This window comes from Pelagihabitans pacificus (assembly GCF_009371985.2).
GTDB lineage: Bacteria > Bacteroidota > Bacteroidia > Flavobacteriales > Flavobacteriaceae > Pelagihabitans > Pelagihabitans pacificus.
In genome coordinates this window covers 16139-35585 of sequence record NZ_VIKU02000004.1, presented here as the reverse complement: position 1 = coordinate 35585, position 19447 = coordinate 16139, and the positions used below count along the sequence as shown (strand labels likewise).

The following is a 19447-nucleotide window of genomic DNA, read 5'->3' as shown; positions in this document are numbered from 1 at the left end:
TGCGGGCGCTTACTTGATTTCCAGGAAGTTTTCTTAAACCCCGTTCCCAGGAGGAACGGAATTCGGTTGCCAAAGCATAATTAAGCTACTTGCTGTGCAGCTCTATGTCTTTTCTTATAAATAACTTCTAGCGTGTTGTTGATATCCTGAAGCTCAGGGGTCAGTGTAGAAAGGTTTCCACTCACATCTGTAGTGACCTCTTTGCCACAATGGATACATTTGTATTCCTTAATGTGTAAGGTCACTTTCTTGGACACCGAGTAATGGTGCCCGAACAGGTTACAAAATAGTTTTTTCATGCCAGTAGGTTTTTAGGTACGCTTTCATAGATTCTTTGGGAAAATCATGAATGCCGAATAAAATTTGGGTCAATCTCAAAACCTCTAATAGAGGCTTTTTTCTTCAACGCCTTTCCTTAACTTTTTATTGGAGCCCTTCTAGGTTTTTCGTAATATTTTCGATGAACGGTTACTTTTTCGGTAAAAAAAATCAAAATTTCGATGAACTACCAACACCTATCCTGAGGTATACTTCCATTATTACCAACGATAGTTGTCCAAATTTCGCAATGCCCATTTTCTTTGAAATACCTATCTTCCCCAACCGAAGAATGTTCCATTGTCGAATCCAGACCAAACCGAACTATGAGTAATACCAAGGAGACGTTGGTTACTGCCTTTGCTCTCTTCTCGCTCTTCTTTGGGGCGGGCAACCTAATTCTTCCTCCCTTGCTTGGTTTTCAATCGGGCTCCCTATGGTGGTTGGTAGCCCTCGGTTTCTGTATTTCGGCCGTGCTTATTCCCCTATTCGGCATCTTGGCCCATGCAAGGTTGCAAGGCACAATCTATGACTTCGGGAAAAAGGTATCTCCCTTCTTTAGCCTGGTCTATTCCTTTTTAATCTATGCCATTTCCATCAGTTTGCCTTCTCCCCGGACGGCGGCCGTTACCCATGAAATGGCGATTGCCCCACTTTTCGGTAGCTCATCCTTGTTGACGAGCATCATGTACTTTGTTTTGGTATTCGTGTTTGTGATGAACCGTTCCAAAATCTTAAACATTATCGGAAAGTTATTGACCCCGGCAATTATCCTTATTCTTATACTTATCATCGGAATCACTCTATTTTCATTCGATTTTACGTTTGGGGAAACTGTTTTTGAGCGTCCGTTTTCAGATGGCATTCTGGAGGGCTATCAAACGTTCGATGCCATTGGCGCGGTAGTAGTGGGGGGCGTAATCATTATTTCCATCAATTTAAAGAACGATATAGCATCCTATGAGGAAAAGAAAGGATTGATCCGCCGTGCGGGATGGTTGGCCGGACTCGGATTGTTTCTAATCTATGCCGGACTCATCATTACGGGTGCTTTGATGCATGGAGCATTCGAAGTAGGTATTACGCGTACCGCACTATTGAGTGGGATCAGTCTTAAAACCCTAGGTGGTACGGCAAACCTTTTCCTGAGTATCTTGGTGGGCCTGGCCTGCTTCACCACGGCGGTCGGTATCGTAACCGGAACGGCAGACTTTGTCAAATACCGTTTTGAGGAATCGCGACAGGCGTATTTGATAACGGCCATCATCAGTTGTGTACTCGGAGTAGTGATGGGGCAGTTCAATGTGGGATATATCATTGCGGTCGCGCTACCTGCCTTGATGTTTATCTACCCAATTACCATTGTGTTGATTTTGTTGAATGTCGTTCCTGAAAAATATGCATCTCCCAAAGTTTTTAGGGCAGTAGTCATTACCACCATGCTATTTAGTGTTCCGGATTTCATGGGCAGTATTGGCTTGGGAGACACGATCGTGGGACTACAGTCCTATATCCCCCTAAGTGAATTTAGTATTGGGTGGGTGTTGCCAGGGTTGGTAGTTTTTGTTTTGGTGAACCTCATTGAAGTAACGCTATTTAGCTCTCAAAAGAATCAGTAAAGCATACTCAGACGACTTTCCGCATCTTTCCATTCAATTGGAAGGTATACCCAAATGGTCTTTCTTCTTCCAACGCTATTTTACAAATAGCGTCCCAATTTTTTGAAAGAGCTTGGACCATCTCCCAAATGCTAAGCCCCTGCTTTTTTGACCTCCCACGAAGAAAGAACATGCCAACACCATTTTTTTGATAAAGTTCTAATTCATCTTTCCTCTTGGAAATATTCAAATCTTGTGTTATTACACAACTTCTTTCTTTTCCTACCTTAGGAATCCATTCTGCATCATCGGCTCCATAATTAAAAACTTCTGGAAGAAATTTAACCGTAACCTCATGACCAGTTTTTAATCCCTCGGCAATCTGAATAGTATTAAAACCATGTGCAAGATGTTTGGGCATGTTTTCATCGAAATAAATTATCATGCCGCTTCACAATATTCAATTGCATGATTGACTTGTTTCTCGGAAATTTGATATACATGGGCAATGTAAGGAATTGGATCACCCGCTTTGTGATGATTAAAAATGATTTCCGGGTTTATATTCTTCCCTTCGATTACAGGTCGACCAAATCTTCTTTTGGGGTCTACCAAAATTGATTTTTCTTTCCCAATGGGCCAAAATCTCGAAGCCAAATTGTCCTTATCAAACTCAAGATTCACAAAGAAAATCTCGATTAAATCAAGGTTGAACTGTTTGGTGCCATTAAGCTCAATAATTCCGTGCTTATTTTTTAAAAAAATATGCTTCCCATCGGACTTTATTCCTTTAAGGACCTCTCTTCTAGCGAAGGGAAAAGCAGTTGTATACATTTTAGCCAATTCTGAATGGGCCTCAAGTACTTGTTTCGGCTTCACTCCAGCCTCTGAGAACCTCATCATGACATAAAATTCAATAAATGTGTGAAAGCTGACCGCTCTTTTCCCATTTATATCCCAAGAATATTTTGAACCAAATTCCTTACCAATTTTACCATCCCAATACCTATTCATCCAAATATATACACTTCGATAGGGGATACGCAGGATTCTTGCTATTTCACTAGCAGTATAGATACCATTACCTATTTTCGGGCGATTCTCGAAATTCATCACTATCTATTACATATCAAAATTACGAATAATTGAAATGCAACTCTCCTCATTTAGCTAAACCACATCCTTATTATCTCAGAGAGCGGAAAATTTAAAATTCGGTAATAAATGTAATTCAAAAGAGCTGCCCGCAGACACTAAAACAGTTAACTACCTGTTCATCAACCCCTCGATCTCATCTACCTCTATGGGAATATTTCCCATCAAATTAAAAGGTTCCCCTTTTTCCTGGATGACCACGTCGTCCTCGATACGGATACCCATTTTTTCCTGGGGAATATATATCCCGGGCTCCACGGTAAACACCATATTGGCTTTCATCGGTGTTTTGAGTTCGCCATAATCGTGGGTATCGAGCCCAATATGATGACTGGTACCATGCATGAAATACTTCTTATAGGCGGGCCAATCTGGATTTTCGTTCTGCACGTCGGCCTTGTCCAACAATCCCAACCCCAATAATTCAGACGTCATTATTTTGCCCACTTCCTTATGGTATTCGGCCCAAATCGTCCCTGGAACCAACATTTTGGTGGCTTCCTTCTTTACGCGAAGCACTGCCTCGTATACTTCTTTCTGCCGTTTGGTGAATTTTCCGTTTACTGGAATGGTCCGGGTAAGATCGCTCGAATAGTTCGCGTATTCCGCGGCGACATCCATTAGTACCATATCCCCATCCTGACATTGCTGGTTGTTTTCGACATAGTGGAGCACGTTCGCATTGTTCCCCGAAGCGATGATCGGGGTATAAGCAAACCCCTTGGAACGATTGCGTACAAACTCGTGTAGCAGTTCTGCCTCAATTTCATATTCCCAAACCCCGGGCTTTACGAAATTCAGCAATCTCCGAAAACCCTTTTCGGTGATGTCGCACGCCTTTTGCATCAGCTTGATTTCCTCAGGCTCTTTGACTCCTCTAATCTCTTGAAGAATTGGATTGCTCTTGGCCACCTGATGGGCAGGAAATTTGCGTTTGCACTCCAGGATAAACCGTTCTTCCCGTGTCTGTGTCTCCACCGCCTGCCGATAGTGTTCGTTGGTATTCAGGTAGATCGTTTCCGCCTCGGTCATCAAATCAAAGAATACTTTGTCGAATTCCGAGAGCCAATAAATGGTTTCGATACCGGAAACCTGTGTCGCTTTCTCCTTGGTCAATTTCGCCCCCTCCCAGACAGCGATGTGTTCATTTGTTTCCCTTACGAACAATACCTCCCGGTGTTTTCGGTCGACCGCATCGGGAAATAGCAGTAGAATAGTCTCTTCCTGATCGGCACCGCTCAGGTAAAAAATATCGCGGTGCTGTTCAAAGGGCATGGTACTGTCGGCACTTATGGGATAAATATCGTTTGAATTAAAGACGGCAAGGCTATGCGGCTTCATCCGGGCCATGAACTTTTTTCGATTCTTTTTGAATAGGCTGTTTGGAATTAGGTCGTACTTCATCGGAATGCATTTGTTCAAAAATAGACAATGAACTCGTTTTGGGGCGCTTATTTATCTACGAATTTCACATTTTGCTCCCCAACTTTCCTATCCTTAGCTTCCGAAGCTCTGGTGATCTAACCATAAAATCGCTTCATTACGGTATGACAAACTTCATTTTCGCCTTAAAACAATATCCAGTACGGGTACCATTGTAATGTAGAAATCTCACTATCGGCAAACGGCATAGTCTGCTCGTAGAAGGTTGTTATTATTCGGGAATCAAAACCCGTCGTACAGTTTTCTTAGCTCCTTTTCTTCCATAGAAATGATATTCACGTCCAAAGAAATAGGAACCAATGGTTGGTCCAAGGAATCACGTTGTACATTGACAATGGCATCAACAACGTCCATTCCTTTGATGACCTTTCCGAATACGGTATAGTCACCATCCAATCGGTGCTCCCCCTCCGCGTTTTGAACAATGTAAAACTGACATCGTGCCGATAGCTTTCCCGGGTTGTTATCACGACCGGCGCCAAGGGCACCGTACTCATGCAACAATTGGTCGTTAAACTCGGGCTCCAATAAATAGTTTGGGTCGTTAAAACCTTCCGGTGTATCCGGGCACCCACCTTGCGCCACAAAATCGGGGATTACCCTATTAAAGGTCAATGAATCCCAATACCCGTCCTTAGCCAGCTGCATGAAACTCTTCTTATGGTTGGGTGTTTCGTCGTAAAGCCAAAGCAAGATTTCACCCTTCGGGGTTTTTATTTGACCGATCTCATAGGATTTCTGAGCTTGGCACGCTAGTAAAAAGATGAACGGTAGTAGATAAAAGAGTACTTTCATAGTATGTAAATCTCAATGATGATCAAATTATGTAAATCTCAATGATGATCAAATATAGACGTTTTATAGACCGCACTAAAAAACCCACCCGTTTTTGAAACCGGGCGGGTTGATTAAATTCGATATTCGGCGTATTGCCAGATTATTTGGACATAGCGTTTTTAATGGCACCAATAATGGCCATGATGACGCCACCGCCAACACCACCGCCGGCCACGCTTCCCAAAATGCTTGAAAGATCCATTCCCCCGGCTACGGCATCCGTAGCTGCCGAGCTATCCACTCCGGAGGCGGCTCCTGCACCAAGGCCAAGCATTCCCAGAAGTTGACCACCGATACCACCACCGACAATACCGGCCAGGGTATTTCCAACAGTGCCCAAAGACAAATTCTTTAATAGTTTTCCTGCTACGTTACCCCCAAGGGCGCCCGTAACCAATTGAATGATCAACGGTAAGTACTCTTCCATAATTATTGGTTTTAGTTGATTGTATGTCATAAAATTAACAAAATAACTGACATATTAATTTTTATTAAGCCCAATTTTGAGGATTCGTCATTTTATGTCTTTAAATGCCTTTATACGCAAAAGTTTTGCCATCACTACTAGGTTTTCTTACCTTCCCCCTGCCAATCTAAAATGACGCTTTATGAAGAAATTGTTATTGCTTTTCCCCCTGTTGCTGTCCATTCCCTTATTTTCACAAATCGCACCTACGACTGCGTTGAAGGTTCAACAAGCACTCGAACAAAAAAGGCAACTGGAGGCCAATTCGCTGGTCAAAAATATACCCTTGAAAAATATTGGTCCTACGGTCATGAGCGGAAGGGTTGTCGATGTGGACGTTAACCCAGAGGACCCCACTGAGTTCTATGTAGGTTATGCCTCCGGAGGACTTTGGCACACCAATAACAACGGCATCAGTTTTACCCCGGTACTCGATACCTCGGAAACCCAAAATGTGGGGGATGTCGCCGTGCATTGGCCGACAGGTACCATCTGGGTGGGAACTGGGGAAAATAATGCCTCACGCTCATCCTATGCCGGTATCGGAATCTTAAAATCCAACGATAAGGGCACCACTTGGCAAAACATGGGGCTAACCGATTCCCATCATATTGGTCGTATTATCATCAACCCGAACAATCCGGACGAGGTGGTGGTGGGCGCTGCCGGACACCTCTATTCTCCCAATGAAGAACGAGGGGTCTACAAAACGATCGACGGCGGTACCACATGGCAGAAAACGCTTTTTGTCGCATCGGATACCGGAATTATTGATGTGGCCTTTTCTCCGAATAATTTCAGTGTACAATACGCCGCAGCATGGCAAAAAGACCGTAAGGCCTGGAATTTTCTCGGCAATGGAAATGCTTCGGGCATCTACAAAAGTACTGATGGCGGTACCACATGGAGCAGGGTTTCCACTCCTGAAAGTGGCTTTCCGACCGGAGAAGGGGTTGGGCGTATCGGTTTAGCGGTTTTTGATGAGAATATCGTCTATGCCGTGCACGACAATCAATTCCGAAGGGAAAAATCACAAGAGGCCAAAAAAAAGTCAGATGTCCTCACCAAAGAGGATTTCAAAACGATGTCTACGGATGATTTCCTTAAACTCGATGACAAAGAACTAAACGACTTCTTAAAAACCAACGGCTTCCAAGAAAAATACAGGGCCGAAAACATAAAGCAGCTGGTACGGTCGGGTACGGCAAAACCAGCTGATATTTCAAAATATTTAGAAGATGCAAACTCCATGTTATTCGATACCCCGGTCATTGGTGCCGAGGTGTACCGCAGCAATGATGGGGGCAAAACATGGGACAAACAGAACGAAAAATACATCGATGACCTCTTTTATAGTTACGGCTACTATTTTGCGCAAATCGGTGTAGACCCGAACGATGAAAACAAAATTTATCTATCGGGCGTTCCCATCATTAAATCCGACGACGGTGGAAAAACCTTTACGTCGATCAATGGCGACAACGTACACTCCGATCATCATGCGCTATGGATCAACCCCAATAAGCCCGGGCACCTCATCAACGGAAACGATGGAGGTGTCAACATCACCTATGACGATGGAAAAAACTGGATAAAGAACAACTCGCCGGAAGTGGGGCAGTTCTATGCCATCAATGTCGACAACCAAGAACCCTACCACGTTTATGGTGGTCTCCAGGATAATGGTGTTTGGGAAGGACCGCATAATGCTCAAAAGAATAGTCGGTGGCATCAGACGGGGCAATATCCGTGGAAATCAATAATGGGCGGTGATGGAATGCAGGTACAAATCGATAGCCGCAACCACAATGTGGTCTATACGGGCTTTCAATTCGGCAATTATTTTAGGCTCAATAAGGAAAGTAAGGAGCGAAAATACATTCAGCCCAAACACGAACTGGGCGAAACCCCTTATCGATTCAATTGGCAGACCCCCATCTTGCTTTCCCCCCACAATCAGGATATACTCTATTTGGGCAGCAACAAACTGCACCGATCGCTCAATCAGGGCGATGATTGGGAAACAATTTCACCCGACCTTACCCAAGGGGGTAAAAAGGGGAACGTGGCCTATGGAACACTGACCACCGTTTCGGAATCGCCCTTTAAATTCGGATTGATATATGTGGGAAGTGATGACGGAATTGTTCAAATTACCCAAAATGCAGGAGGGAGTTGGAAAAACATTTCCACCTCCTTTCCAAAAGATCTCTGGGTGAGTAGGGTAGCGGCCTCCCAACATAAAAAGGAACGGGTGTATGCCACCTTGAACGGGTACCGGTGGGACGATTTTGCGCCATACGTTTATGTCAGTGAAGACTACGGTACTACCTGGAAAAGTATTGCCGGTACTATTCCGGCTTCCCCGGTGAATGTTATTCTTGAAGATCCCGAAAATGAAAACCTTTTGTTTGTAGGTACCGATAACGGACTCTATGTAACCTTCAACCGTGGGGAATCCTGGGAAGCCTTCCAAAATGGCCTGCCCAACGTGGCCGTGCACGATTTAGTGATCCAGCCTGAAGCCAAGCATTTATTGGTCGGTACTCATGGGCGAAGTATTTATAGAGCCGATATTTCCAACTTGCAAAAAATGACGCCCGAAATTATGGGTCAGGCACTCCACGCCTTTAAACTGCAAAATATCAAACATTCCCCTCGTTGGGGCAACCCCTGGAGTTCGTGGTCAAAACCCCAGACCCCTGGTTTGGATATTACTTTTTACAGCTCAAACCCGAGTAGTTACACGGCCAAAATCAAAACGGTTGACGGAATCGAGGTCAGCACTACCGAAATCGAAGCCGATAAAGGTTTGAACATCCTGTCGTATGATCTGGCCTTTTCCAAATCGGGAAAATCGGCCTATTTAAAAAAGAACAAAAAGGAACTTAAGGAGGCGAAGAACGGAAAGACCTATTTGCCAAAAGGGAAGTACCTGGTTGCGCTCAACGGAAACGGATCGAGCCAGCAAGTCGAATTTGAAATAGAGTAGTATGCCATCGGAACCACGTTTAGAACTACTGTCGTCAAAGAAACTGGTTGGCAAATCGGTGAGGATGTCATTGATCGAGAACAGAACCCGGGAATTGTGGAACGGTTTTATGAAAGATGTGGTTGGGGAAAATTCGATCACAACTACTACACGGTATTCCGTACAGCTGTACGACCTAGGATACTTCAAGAATTTCGATCCTCACAATACCTTTACGAAATGGGCGTGCATGGAAGCCGACAAGCTACAAAATATACCGAATGGTTTTGAAATATTCGACCTTCCCGCGGGACTATACGCTGTTTTCGATTTTAAAGGACTTTCTTCGGATTTTCCGAAAATGGCCCAGTTCATTTATAACCATTGGTTGCCCAATTCAGATTACGAACCGGATCATCGACCCCACTTTGAGCTATTAGGCGAAAAATATCGAAACAACCATCCCGATTCCGAGGAAGAGGTTTGGGTTCCAATAAAAAGAAAAGAAGTTTCCAAAAACCATTGATAAACCTAAAAATATCTAGATAATGAAGAAAAGCGTTTGTCTAATACTTATCATTTTCAATTCTACATTAGGTGGCTTACTTGCCCAAGGAGCGCAGCCTAAAATCAGGACCCTTATCCTCGACGGTCAAAACAACCACGAACAATGGCCTAAAATTAGCTACATGCTAAAAGCCGAAATGGAAGCAAGCGGGCTGTTTACGGTAGATGTAGCACGCGCTGCCTATACGTGGGAAGGGGAAGAGTACCTGGCCGATTATGCCATCGATGGAGTCCCAAAAACCCAAGCCTTGGACAAACCCCAGACCGATCCCGACTACAGCCCGGATTTCTCAAAATATGATTTGGTCATCTCCAATTTTGGATGGAATGCGGCCCCTTGGCCAGAGACGACGCAAAAAGCCTTTGAAACTTTCATGCTGAACGGGGGCGGACTGGTCGTGTTCCACGCAGCCGACAACTCTTTTCCCCAGTGGGAGGCCTATAACAAAATGATTGGGCTTGGGGGTTGGGGCGACCGTACCGAAAAAGACGGACCGTATGTTTATTACAATGATGAAGGTGAGGAAATCAGGGATACTACGCCTGGGCCAGCCGGTGCCCATGGCCCTCAGAGCGAATACCAAATTCAGCTCAGAAATACCGAACATCCCATCACCAAAGGCATGCCGCAGCTTTGGATGCACACCAAAGACGAGCTTTACAACAGCCTTCGAGGCCCAGCGGAAAATATGACGATATTGGCCACCGCCTATGCCGACCCCGACAATAAGGGCACGGGAAGACATGAACCGGCTTTAATGGTCTTGAACTACGGAAAAGGCCGCATTTTTCATAACATCATGGGGCATGCCGATTATTCCGTGGAATGCATCGGTTTTATGACCACCATGCTTAGAGGTTCCGAATGGGCGGCAACAGGAAAAGTGACCCAAGAGATCCCTGAAGGCTTTCCAACTGCGGAAAAGTCAAGTTCCAGGAAATTCGAAAAGAAGTAATGGAACTGACCCTAAGTATTCCCGCCCTACTATTTCCGGCCATTTCGCTCACGATGTTGGCGTACAACGCCCGATATTTGGCTATTGCCGCCCTCATACGTCAATTGCATCAAAAATATCGGGAAACAGAATCCACGTCCGTTGGCCGACAAGTTAAACAATTGCGCAAACGGCTGACCATCATCAAAAACATGCAGGCAACTGCCATTATCAGCTTTCTACTTTCTGCCATTACTATGTTTTTAATCTATGTGGAAATGACTGTCATGGCAAATATTGTTTTCGGAATCAGCCTTGTTTTCCTGATGATTTCGTTGCTACTATCCCTCATCGAAGTACAATTGTCGACCAAGGCCCTTTCCATTCAGCTAGGTGATATGGAGGGGTAGTACGCGATTTTGAAACATTGGCAAACCTCCAAAGGCCATCAAAAACTATCAGAAACCATGGTGGCTTCGGTATCTATTTACTTACAGCGGAAATCAATAATTGTTGGTATATTTAATCCTCCAAAACTTGATATTCTTTTGGCCATGAAATGCGTAAAGAATCTTGATTTCTTTAAGAACATAAAGGAAGTCTGGGAATTTGAATTCGGTGTTTTCTATTATTTCGATGGTTTGGTTATCTCCGAAATAAAAGAAGGGGTGGTCTTTGATTGGGAAATGGCGGAAAAAGCTGTTAAGGTTGCCCACCAAGTCTTTGGTGAGGACCAACCGATTGCATACATCTCCAACCGAATCAACAAATACTACGTGGTGCCCACCGATTGGATCAAGTTTTACAAAAACAGGCACCAACTCAGTTTCTACTCCGTTGTGGGAAGTACCCAAGGTAGTTTTGCGAGTCTGGTCCTGGAACGTATGTTCTTTAAAAACTCCATTCGGCAATTCAACGACTTGGAAGAAGCCATCGCGTGGAGTATGGAAAAAATCAAAAAAAGAAAACAACTTGCGTAGAGGTCGCCGAGTCATTTTGACGTCTTTTTGTTCCGAATAAATCATGGAAAAGTACTTGTTGACCTCCCATGCAGAGGTAAATTGAGCAAATCGCATCTACTTTTACCAGATAACTATCGTAACAACAAACCGACCAATGGGTCGGTTTTGATGATTTGGGTTTGTTCCGCTCTTATGGCAGAGGCCGATTATTTCCTTAAAACAACGATGAAGGGGCAGATCTGCTTTTAAAAATAGTATACCGACAAGAAGAACAGACCGATTGGTCGGCCAAACCATTATTCAGAAGTACCTTATTCTAGATGATGTAGGTTTATTTGAATGGTTACATACCATAAAAATACGGCCCAAAGCCATAAAATTGAAACATACATGATACGAAGAATCCACTTCGAGTCGATCTGCTTCTTTAAATAATGCCAAGCGAGTCCGCCAAAGATAAATCCTAAGGGATAAACCATGCTTACGAGCAACATGGCGGGCCAGACCCAATCGCCATGCCAAGTATCAAAATGGGGATGTTTTCCCAGAGCGAAAAAAACCATGTAGTAAAGCATCGCACCGGTAATACCCATGCCTAGAAACCCCAAAACGAACATAATGATACTGGCCACGATGGAGAATCTGGTGGTATAGCTAAGCGATTTCCAGCGTTGTAGCATCCAAAGAGAGGTTTAAGATAGAACGAAAAGCATTGTTTTAAAGTATAGGCGTTTGAACTATTCCTTTTAGGCTTTACCCACATGAAATAAGGCATCCCCCTGGTTAACCACTGCTTGGTGGTTGATACAAAGCACATGACCTCCGAACGGAGCCTTGATTGTTTTGCTATGTTTCGCGTAGGTATCCGTAATGACCCCGATCGCCTGCCCTTTCTTGAGTTCGCTTCCATTGGTAATTTTTGGAATGAACATTCCGGCGGTCGGAGCCCGTAACCATTTTCGCTCCAAGAGGCGTATACTTTGGAATCGCTCCGAATAGGTAGGTTCTATGCTTGTTATCATCCCCAGATGCCTCATCACATTAAGAATCCCTTGCATCCCTTCCAAAATAGCGTAATCATCGAATCGCATACTCTCACCGGCTTCATAGACGACCGTAGGCTTTTTCATCTTGAAGGCAGTATTTCGAAATGAACCCTTTATCAATCTGGATGAAAAGGAAAATGGTGCATTAAAGATTTCGGCCAGTCGCGCACTTTCCAGGTCTTCATGGGTATACCTCACTTGTGGAAAATTGTGCCGTTGACCTCCTCCCGTATGCAAATCAACCCCATAATCGATTTGATGCATGATCTCAGAAACGTAGTGATAGGCAATTCTACTGGCCATCGAGCCCGACTTGGTACCGGGAAAACTTCGGTTTACGTCTTTTCCGTCGGGTACGTCCCTCGAAAAATGGATAAATCCAAAAATATTGAGAATGGGTACGGCGATAACTGCTCCCGATTCGATATGAAATCGTTTCTCGTGCAACATGCGCCTAACGATTTCGATCCCGTTGATCTCGTCTCCATGGAGTCCTGCCTGAACCAATAGTGTTGGCCCAGGATTTTTTGCATTAAAGACATAAACGGGTATGTCGATCAAGGTTCCCGTTGGTAAACGGTCGATACTTATTTTAAGCAGCTTGTTCTCCCCCGGTTGTACCGCTTCACCACCAATAATGATATTTCCATGTTGGTCCATCTAAACAAAAAATAGTATTGTATAATCACATAACTTGAAACTCGGTCTCGAAACTTATCGCCTTCTTCGCTTTTTCCTATTTCGCTCGACATACAGAATGATTTCCTTTGCTACATTGGTACCTGTTGCCGCCTCAATTCCCTGAAGGCCCGGCGAGGCGTTCACTTCTATTAACAACGGCCCTCGGTTGGAACGTATTAAATCGACCCCTGCTACCCCCAAACCTAAATGTTTTGCGGCACTGATAGCAATGAATTGTTCTTTGGTCGAAGGTTTGATAGCCTCCGTAGTGCCTCCCCGATGTATGTTGGATCTGAATTCTTCTACATCGCTTGTGCGTTTCATACTGGCCACAATCTTATTACCAACGACGATAATCCGGATATCTTCGCCATTGCTCTCTTCGATATACTCCTGCATAAGAATACTGGTATCCATTTTATAAAAAGTATCGATAATCGACTTGGCCGATTTCTTGGTCTCCGCCAAAATGACCCCGAGCCCCTGCGTGCCTTCCTGAATTTTAATAATCACCGGGGCACCGCCCAAAATTTCTATCTGTTGTCCGATGTTATCGGGATTAATAGAAAACAGGGTTTCAGGAATCGGGATGCCCTTGCGGGCCATAATCTGAAGGGTTCGCACCTTGTTCCTCGCCCTCGCGATACTCAAAGAACGCGCCGTACTGAACACTCCGTTCATTTCGAATTGCTTGACGATCGCGACCCCGTGGCGTGTGACCTTGGCTCCAATTCTTGGAATGACCGCATCGAACCCGTCGGTGATATCTTCCTCCCCCAGAAAAATGCGAGGTTTATCTCCCCCAAGTTTCACCGAACATCTGGTGTGATCGATCAGTTCGATATAATGACCCATTTTAACGGCTTCTTCAGCGATTCGTTTGGTAGAATACACATTCATGCTTACGGAAAGAAGGCCGATATCCATTGCAAAGATTGGTTAGCTTTTAATTGACACCATGAATATCGGGCAAAAAATGGAATTTGTGTTCTGCCATCCCTGTTTTTGCCTTTAAAAACCTTGTGGAAGTCTTAAAAAGGGCATTCTATACACTATTTGGACCCATTTATAAAAAAAAGATTCACTTGAAAGGGATGATCAGTATCTTTTCTATTTTCAAAATGAACTCTCTTGGCGAATGAAAACGGTACGACGCTATTTTTCCCGGCTTTCAAAACGGTTCGATTCAATGCGCCCCTTGAAAAGAACACAGCGCAGAAGGTCTAGGACATGCCTGGTTATTTCCTTTTTATACGCCTCCCTTTGTATTTCGCAAGAACAGACAACAGTCCTTAAAACTATGGAGATGGGACTGTCGAACGAATGGATATCTTCCATTGTTCAAGACCCGAAGGGATTTATTTGGATAGGTACCCAAGACGGACTATATCGTTATGATGGCTATGAATATCAAATATTTAGAAACTCCCCGGAGAATCCGCAGTCGATAGCGGCCAATTGGATAAAGGATATTACCATTGATTCCAATCAAAACTATTGGTTGGCCACTTACGGTGGAGGTATTACCAAGTTTTCAGCCAAGAACATGAAGTTCGTCAATTTTTCAACGGATTATCCCTTTTCATTTAAAGGCACTCTTGTTTCCAAAATAAAGCCGGTCGATAAAGACCGGCTAATAAGTGTTTCCGATGGGGGCTATACTCTTTTCAACATCCATACCAATGCTTACAAGAACTTGGGAATCGGTAGTTTTAACCGGCCCATAGCCGTGGGTACCGATGTTATTTGGTTGGTAGATAAAAATAATGAGTTATTCTCCTTTCACCCCGGAGAGGAACGACTACAACATCAATTTACCTTTGATTCCCCAATAAGGCTACTGGAATATATTCCGAACATAGGGTTGTTGGTTTGCTTGGAGAACACTATGATACTCTATAAAAATGGAGCTGTTCAAAGGGAGCTTCCCGTTCAAGAGACTTTTACGCATATAACCACCGATAGCCAAGGAAATTATTGGATTGGAAATGCCGCTTCCATATACCGTTTCGACCCAAACCACATGAGCCTTGCCCCCATCATCCTGGAACCAGGGTTATTGGATAAAGGCATCAACACTTTTTTTGTAGACCAACAGCAAAGCCTTTGGATAGGCACTCCCAAGGGGATTTTTAAAGAAAAGAAATATCACGAAGCCTTTGATTCGGGAAATTTGGACATGCATGCCAGACGTATTACCAAGCATAAGGGTACACTGTATGTCGGAGGTGCCGAAGGCCTTTATGGGGTGAGCCATCCGGACTCCATTGAACAGCTCTCCGACCGACCCATCATGGCTATACTTGCTGAAGAGAATGCCATTTATGCCGGGTCTGACGGGCCTTCTATCTACAAGCTTACAGGGAAAACCATAAAGGAGATCCCTATCCCGAATAAAGGTGGTCGCCTTACGGTCCTTGGCATGGTGCGTGATCAAAACAAACGACTATGGGTAGGTACTTGGAAAGGCATCGCGGTGTACGATGAAAATGACAGGCTTCTAAATTATATTATACTGAATCACGAATCGGAAGATTGGGAAGCCAAGACAACAAAAATGCACATCGATACAAAAGACCGTCTTTGGATCATTACAGCAGCCAATGGCATCTATCGAATCGATGGGGTATCCAACATAGATTTGGATGCCGTAGACGCTCGAATAAAGAATTATCGATATCAAAAAGAAAACCTTCGATCGCTATCGAGTAATATCTTGGTAACCTTGGAGGAAGATAGGGATGGTAATTTGTGGTTTGGCTCCGATATTGGCATAGTAAGATACCACGAAAGCAACGACGATTTTGAACGCATGTACTACCAAGGGGCACTTTTCGACAAAAAAATCATGACGCTTCGATCAGACGACCGGAACAATTTGTGGATAACCACTATTAACGATGGAATTTATGTATACCGTTCCGAGGAAAATTATCTACAGCATTTTACCAAAAATGACGGTCTAATATCGAATGCGTTTCTGTACGGTTCTGGTTTTTTCGACGCCCCCGATCAAAAAATTTACTTTGGCACCGACGAGGGCGTGCAGCAAATAAACCTTGACAAATACGCTACCAAAAAAATAAGCCATACTCCAATAATTACGGGATTCAACGTGCAGTCCAACTCTGGGGAAGAAATCTTTCATGCAGGTCAAATACCTTTTATGGAAGAAGTGTCGCTTACAGCAGTACAGAATGATTTTTCGGTACGGTTTTCCGCCCTGGATTTTTTACATCCCGAAAAAATACAGTATAGCTACTCCTTGGACAACGGTAATTGGAAAACGACCGACCTACAGACTGCGTACTTCACCAATATTCCGTACGGTAACCATCTTTTAAAGGTACGGGCGCTGTACGATGGGCATTCGACAAATGACGCTATTTCCCAATTGAAAATTAATATCGCTCCGCCTTGGTACCTAAGTACGTTGGCCAAATCGGTGTATGCCTTGTTATTGGTAATGGCATGTTATGGAATCTACCGATATCTCAAATGGAGATGGACCATGAAACTTCATTTACAGTTAAAGGAGGAGGAAGCCATTCGACTTCAAAAACTAAATGATTTCCGATCAAAATTGTACACCAACATCGCCCATGAGTTTAAAACCCCCCTAAGTCTTATAACGGGACCCATTGACCAGCAACTGACTAAAAGTAGTTTGTCGGAAAGCGAGTACTCAAACCTGGCCATGGTGAAACGCAATGCCTATCGGATGACTTCTCTGGTCGACCAACTATTACAGCTGTCGAAACTGGAAGAAGGCAAGCTACAAAAGACACTTCAGAAAGCCGATTTGGGTCTTTTTCTACATATGATCTCAAAATCGTTCGAATATCGGGCCTCATTAAAACGAATGCATTATGACGTACGCATCGACCCAACGGGCAGCGTCTGGTATGATGAGGATATTTTGGAAAAAATCGTGACCAACCTCTTATCCAATGCCTTTAAGTATTCCCCGGAGAAAGGATATTGCGGCTTTTACGTAAAATATGAAGAAGCATCCGTTTTGATAACCGTTCAAAACACTATCCATGAAAGTCATCGGTTAGACCCCGAAAAACTCTTTGAACGGTTTTATCAAAAGGATGAATTTGCGGAAGGCATCGGGGTTGGTCTTTCCCTGGTCAAAGAACTAGTGGCTTTTTATGGAGGCAACATCGAAGTAGTTTTTGAGGAAAAAGACAAACTCTCTTTCAAGGTTATCCTTCCGATCCAGGAGGATTCTTTGGCCGAAACCGATAGTTCCGACAATTGCCGTTCCCGAATAGTAATGGCAACACGGGAGCATGATGACATGGCTGAGGGAAAAAAAGTAATCAATGAAGGGGAACGCCCCATTCTGTTGGTGGTAGAAGATCATGCAGAAATACGCTCGTTCATTAAGCAATCGTTCCAAACAAGCTATCGTGTTTTGGAAGCCGGGAATGGTCAAGTCGGGTTGCGTATCGCCTTGGAGCAAGTGCCCGATATTATTGTTTCCGACATTCGAATGCCCATCATGAACGGTATTCAGCTCTGCAACCGGTTACGGGCCGATGGAAGAACCTCACATATCCCCATCATCCTTCTGACGGCCAACAATTCCCAAGAAATGGAACTTACGGGACTTGATTCGGGTGCGGACGATTTTGTCGCCAAGCCCTTTAAGATACAGCTTCTTGAAAAACGAATGGAAAACCTTATTTCATTACGCCAGGCCCTTCGTGCTCGCTATAATAAGGAGTTGGTACTCAAACCCAAAAATATCGTTGTAAGCGCTGCCGATGAGCTATTTTTCGAAAAGGTACAGCAAATCTTGGACGACCACCTCTACGATCCTTCCTTCAACGCCGCTACTTTTAGCGCAAAGGCAACTATGAGTCGTATGCAACTACACCGGAAGTTACTGGCCTACACGGGGCTCTCCACATCGGCCTTTATCCGCTCCCAACGCCTACGGCAGGCCAAGCGATTGCTTAAAGACTCCGATTTTACCATCAGTGAAGTGGGGTATGCCGTGGGCTTCTCGACTCCTACTTATTTTATGAAGCGTTTTAAGGAAACCTTCGGACAAACGCCTTCGGAATATCAGGTATCCTTGAAAAACAGGGCTTTTACGGCCAATGTTACAATATCATAGCAGTATGTTACATTAGAACAGCAAGGTCAAAGGCATATCCCATAGCTTTGAGTTTAAACAAAGCGTATGAACACCAATAGCATAGGGGAGGCACTTGACGAAATTCGGGCCATCAGTTACTTTTCGACTTCCCTACATGAAAAGGAGTCGATAGAAGAGGTCTTCTGGGACGTTACCAGGAATGTGATCCAAAGGTTGGGCTTTGTAGACTGTGTGGTATACGCCTTCGATAAAAAAAGAAATGTACTGGTACAAAAGGCTGCCTACGGGAAGAAAAATCCCTCCGGGGCCATTATCTATCATCAAATTGAGATTCCCCTTGGGAAAGGTATCGTCGGCCATGTTGCTTTGAATAAACAAGCCGAAATAATACCGAACACACTCGGGGATCCACGTTATATTATAGATGACGAAGTAAGGTGCTCCGAAATATGTGTGCCTATCTTTGTGAACGATCAACTTTTCGGAATTATCGATTCAGAACATCCCGAGAAGAACTTCTTTACCGAAAGACACCTACACCTACTTACCATCGTTGCAGCGCTTTGTTCCCAAAAAATCAAAGAACTACAGGCTAGAAGCAGAAAAATCCTGACCACCGCAAACAAATATTTCAAAAAACTGGAGACCTTGATGCGGACGCATAAAATTTATCGGGATCCCGATCTCGGTCTGGTGGCTACCGCAAATCTTTTAGGAATATCTGCCTGCTACCTTTCGAGTATGATCAATACTTACATTAAAGTTGGTTTTATTGACTACATCAACCAATACCGTATATCGGAGGTCAAAAGAAATCTGCTATCCAGCCAGTATTCACATTATACCATTGTCTCGGTTGGCCTCGAAGCCGGATTTAACTCCAAATCCGCATTTTACTCCGCTTTTAAAAAACATACCGGAATAACACCTTCTCGTTACAAGGAACATACCACACGGTCATCGAGGTCAACGATTCAAAGATACCAAGAATTGGTACACGTATAGGGAAATCCCCTTCCAAGGGCCGTACACAATACAAACATCCTTTTGAACAAGGTTCTAGAAAACCGAAGGTGCAATGCGCTTTCCTACGTTTATGAAGCCTTAATTCCTTCTGCAAGAAAGTTACCAGCACTTCAAAATATTTTAGTTTACCAACTCCCCCTTTAGGTTTTTGTACGAATGGTCAAAAATAGATGATGAGTTGCAAAAATTTGATTATAGCCTGCAAAATTTAGACGTATATTGCTGTATTTCAGTGTATTAAATGTCGTTTCAATATGTCCCGATTCTTTTGAAGCTAAATATTTAGGACATTCCAAGCACATATCACCCATAGGTTTGTTTCATTATTA

17 protein-coding genes are annotated in these 19447 nt (G+C 43.9%); 8 read left to right on the top strand and 9 right to left on the bottom strand.

Annotation, left to right across the window (positions count from 1 at the left end; translation table 11 throughout):
- Positions 1-80: 80 nt before the first annotated feature.
- Entirely contained in the window at positions 81-299 is a 219-nt protein-coding gene (locus FK220_RS13265; RefSeq protein WP_152574830.1) for a hypothetical protein, read from the bottom strand.
- Between the two features lie 345 nt (positions 300-644).
- On the opposite strand from FK220_RS13265, the gene brnQ reads away from it, so the two are divergent.
- On the top strand, positions 645-1937 hold the full coding sequence (gene brnQ / locus FK220_RS13260) for a branched-chain amino acid transport system II carrier protein (protein WP_152574829.1): 1293 nt from the start codon (positions 645-647) through the stop codon (positions 1935-1937).
- Positions 1938-1944: 7 nt separating this feature from the next.
- On the opposite strand, the gene FK220_RS13255 is transcribed toward brnQ, so the two are convergent.
- The 5 genes from FK220_RS13255 to FK220_RS13235 all read right to left on the bottom strand — a co-directional run bounded on the left by FK220_RS13255 (position 1945) and on the right by FK220_RS13235 (position 5778).
- Positions 1945-2337, bottom strand: a complete 393-nt coding sequence (locus FK220_RS13255; RefSeq protein ID WP_238719022.1) for a PIN-like domain-containing protein — start codon at positions 2335-2337, stop codon at positions 1945-1947.
- 20 nt (positions 2338-2357) lie between these two features.
- Positions 2358-3029, bottom strand: a complete 672-nt coding sequence (locus tag FK220_RS13250; protein WP_238719021.1) for a DUF433 domain-containing protein — start codon at positions 3027-3029, stop codon at positions 2358-2360.
- 153 nt (positions 3030-3182) lie between these two features.
- Complete coding sequence (locus tag FK220_RS13245; protein WP_152574826.1) at positions 3183-4475, bottom strand: aminopeptidase P family protein; 1293 nt, start codon at positions 4473-4475, stop codon at positions 3183-3185.
- 261 nt (positions 4476-4736) lie between these two features.
- Positions 4737-5309, bottom strand: a complete 573-nt coding sequence (locus FK220_RS13240; RefSeq protein ID WP_152574825.1) for a peptidylprolyl isomerase — start codon at positions 5307-5309, stop codon at positions 4737-4739.
- Positions 5310-5451: 142 nt separating this feature from the next.
- Entirely contained in the window at positions 5452-5778 is a 327-nt protein-coding gene (locus tag FK220_RS13235) for a hypothetical protein (RefSeq protein WP_152574824.1), read from the bottom strand.
- 181 nt (positions 5779-5959) lie between these two features.
- On the opposite strand from FK220_RS13235, the gene FK220_RS13230 reads away from it, so the two are divergent.
- The 5 genes from FK220_RS13230 (at position 5960) to FK220_RS13210 (ending at position 11270) form a co-directional block, all read left to right on the top strand.
- Entirely contained in the window at positions 5960-8809 is a 2850-nt protein-coding gene (locus FK220_RS13230; protein WP_152574823.1) for a VPS10 domain-containing protein, read from the top strand.
- A gap of 1 nt (position 8810) precedes the next feature.
- Positions 8811-9314 carry a GyrI-like domain-containing protein gene (locus FK220_RS13225; protein ID WP_152574822.1) on the top strand — a complete coding sequence of 168 codons (504 nt, stop codon included), beginning with the start codon at positions 8811-8813 and terminating at the stop codon, positions 9312-9314.
- Between the two features lie 163 nt (positions 9315-9477).
- Complete coding sequence (locus tag FK220_RS13220; RefSeq protein WP_238719020.1) at positions 9478-10311, top strand: ThuA domain-containing protein; 834 nt, start codon at positions 9478-9480, stop codon at positions 10309-10311.
- A complete protein-coding gene (locus FK220_RS13215; protein WP_152574820.1) occupies positions 10311-10700 on the top strand; it encodes a DUF2721 domain-containing protein in 390 nt (129 codons plus the stop codon). The genes FK220_RS13220 and FK220_RS13215 overlap by 1 nt, the downstream gene beginning before the upstream one ends.
- Before the next feature lie 144 nt (positions 10701-10844).
- Positions 10845-11270, top strand: coding sequence for a hypothetical protein (locus tag FK220_RS13210; RefSeq protein ID WP_152574819.1), 426 nt, complete (start codon positions 10845-10847; stop codon positions 11268-11270).
- Positions 11271-11563: 293 nt separating this feature from the next.
- Here the strand turns inward: FK220_RS13210 and FK220_RS13205 are convergent, their stop codons facing one another.
- The 3 genes from FK220_RS13205 to FK220_RS13195 form a co-directional block, all read right to left on the bottom strand.
- Complete coding sequence (locus FK220_RS13205; protein ID WP_152574818.1) at positions 11564-11932, bottom strand: hypothetical protein; 369 nt, start codon at positions 11930-11932, stop codon at positions 11564-11566.
- Positions 11933-11998: 66 nt separating this feature from the next.
- Positions 11999-12958, bottom strand: a complete 960-nt coding sequence (locus FK220_RS13200) for a succinylglutamate desuccinylase/aspartoacylase family protein (protein ID WP_152574817.1) — start codon at positions 12956-12958, stop codon at positions 11999-12001.
- Between the two features lie 54 nt (positions 12959-13012).
- Positions 13013-13906, bottom strand: coding sequence for a RimK family alpha-L-glutamate ligase (locus tag FK220_RS13195; protein ID WP_152574816.1), 894 nt, complete (start codon positions 13904-13906; stop codon positions 13013-13015).
- Between the two features lie 379 nt (positions 13907-14285).
- Between FK220_RS13195 and FK220_RS13190 the strand changes: the two genes are divergently transcribed.
- Positions 14286-18110 (top strand): hybrid sensor histidine kinase/response regulator transcription factor, encoded by a 3825-nt coding sequence (locus FK220_RS13190; RefSeq protein WP_166204910.1) that lies wholly within the window; start codon positions 14286-14288, stop codon positions 18108-18110.
- 66 nt (positions 18111-18176) lie between these two features.
- Positions 18177-19097, top strand: coding sequence for a helix-turn-helix domain-containing protein (locus tag FK220_RS13185; protein WP_152574814.1), 921 nt, complete (start codon positions 18177-18179; stop codon positions 19095-19097).
- The last annotated feature ends 350 nt before the right edge of the window (positions 19098-19447 follow it).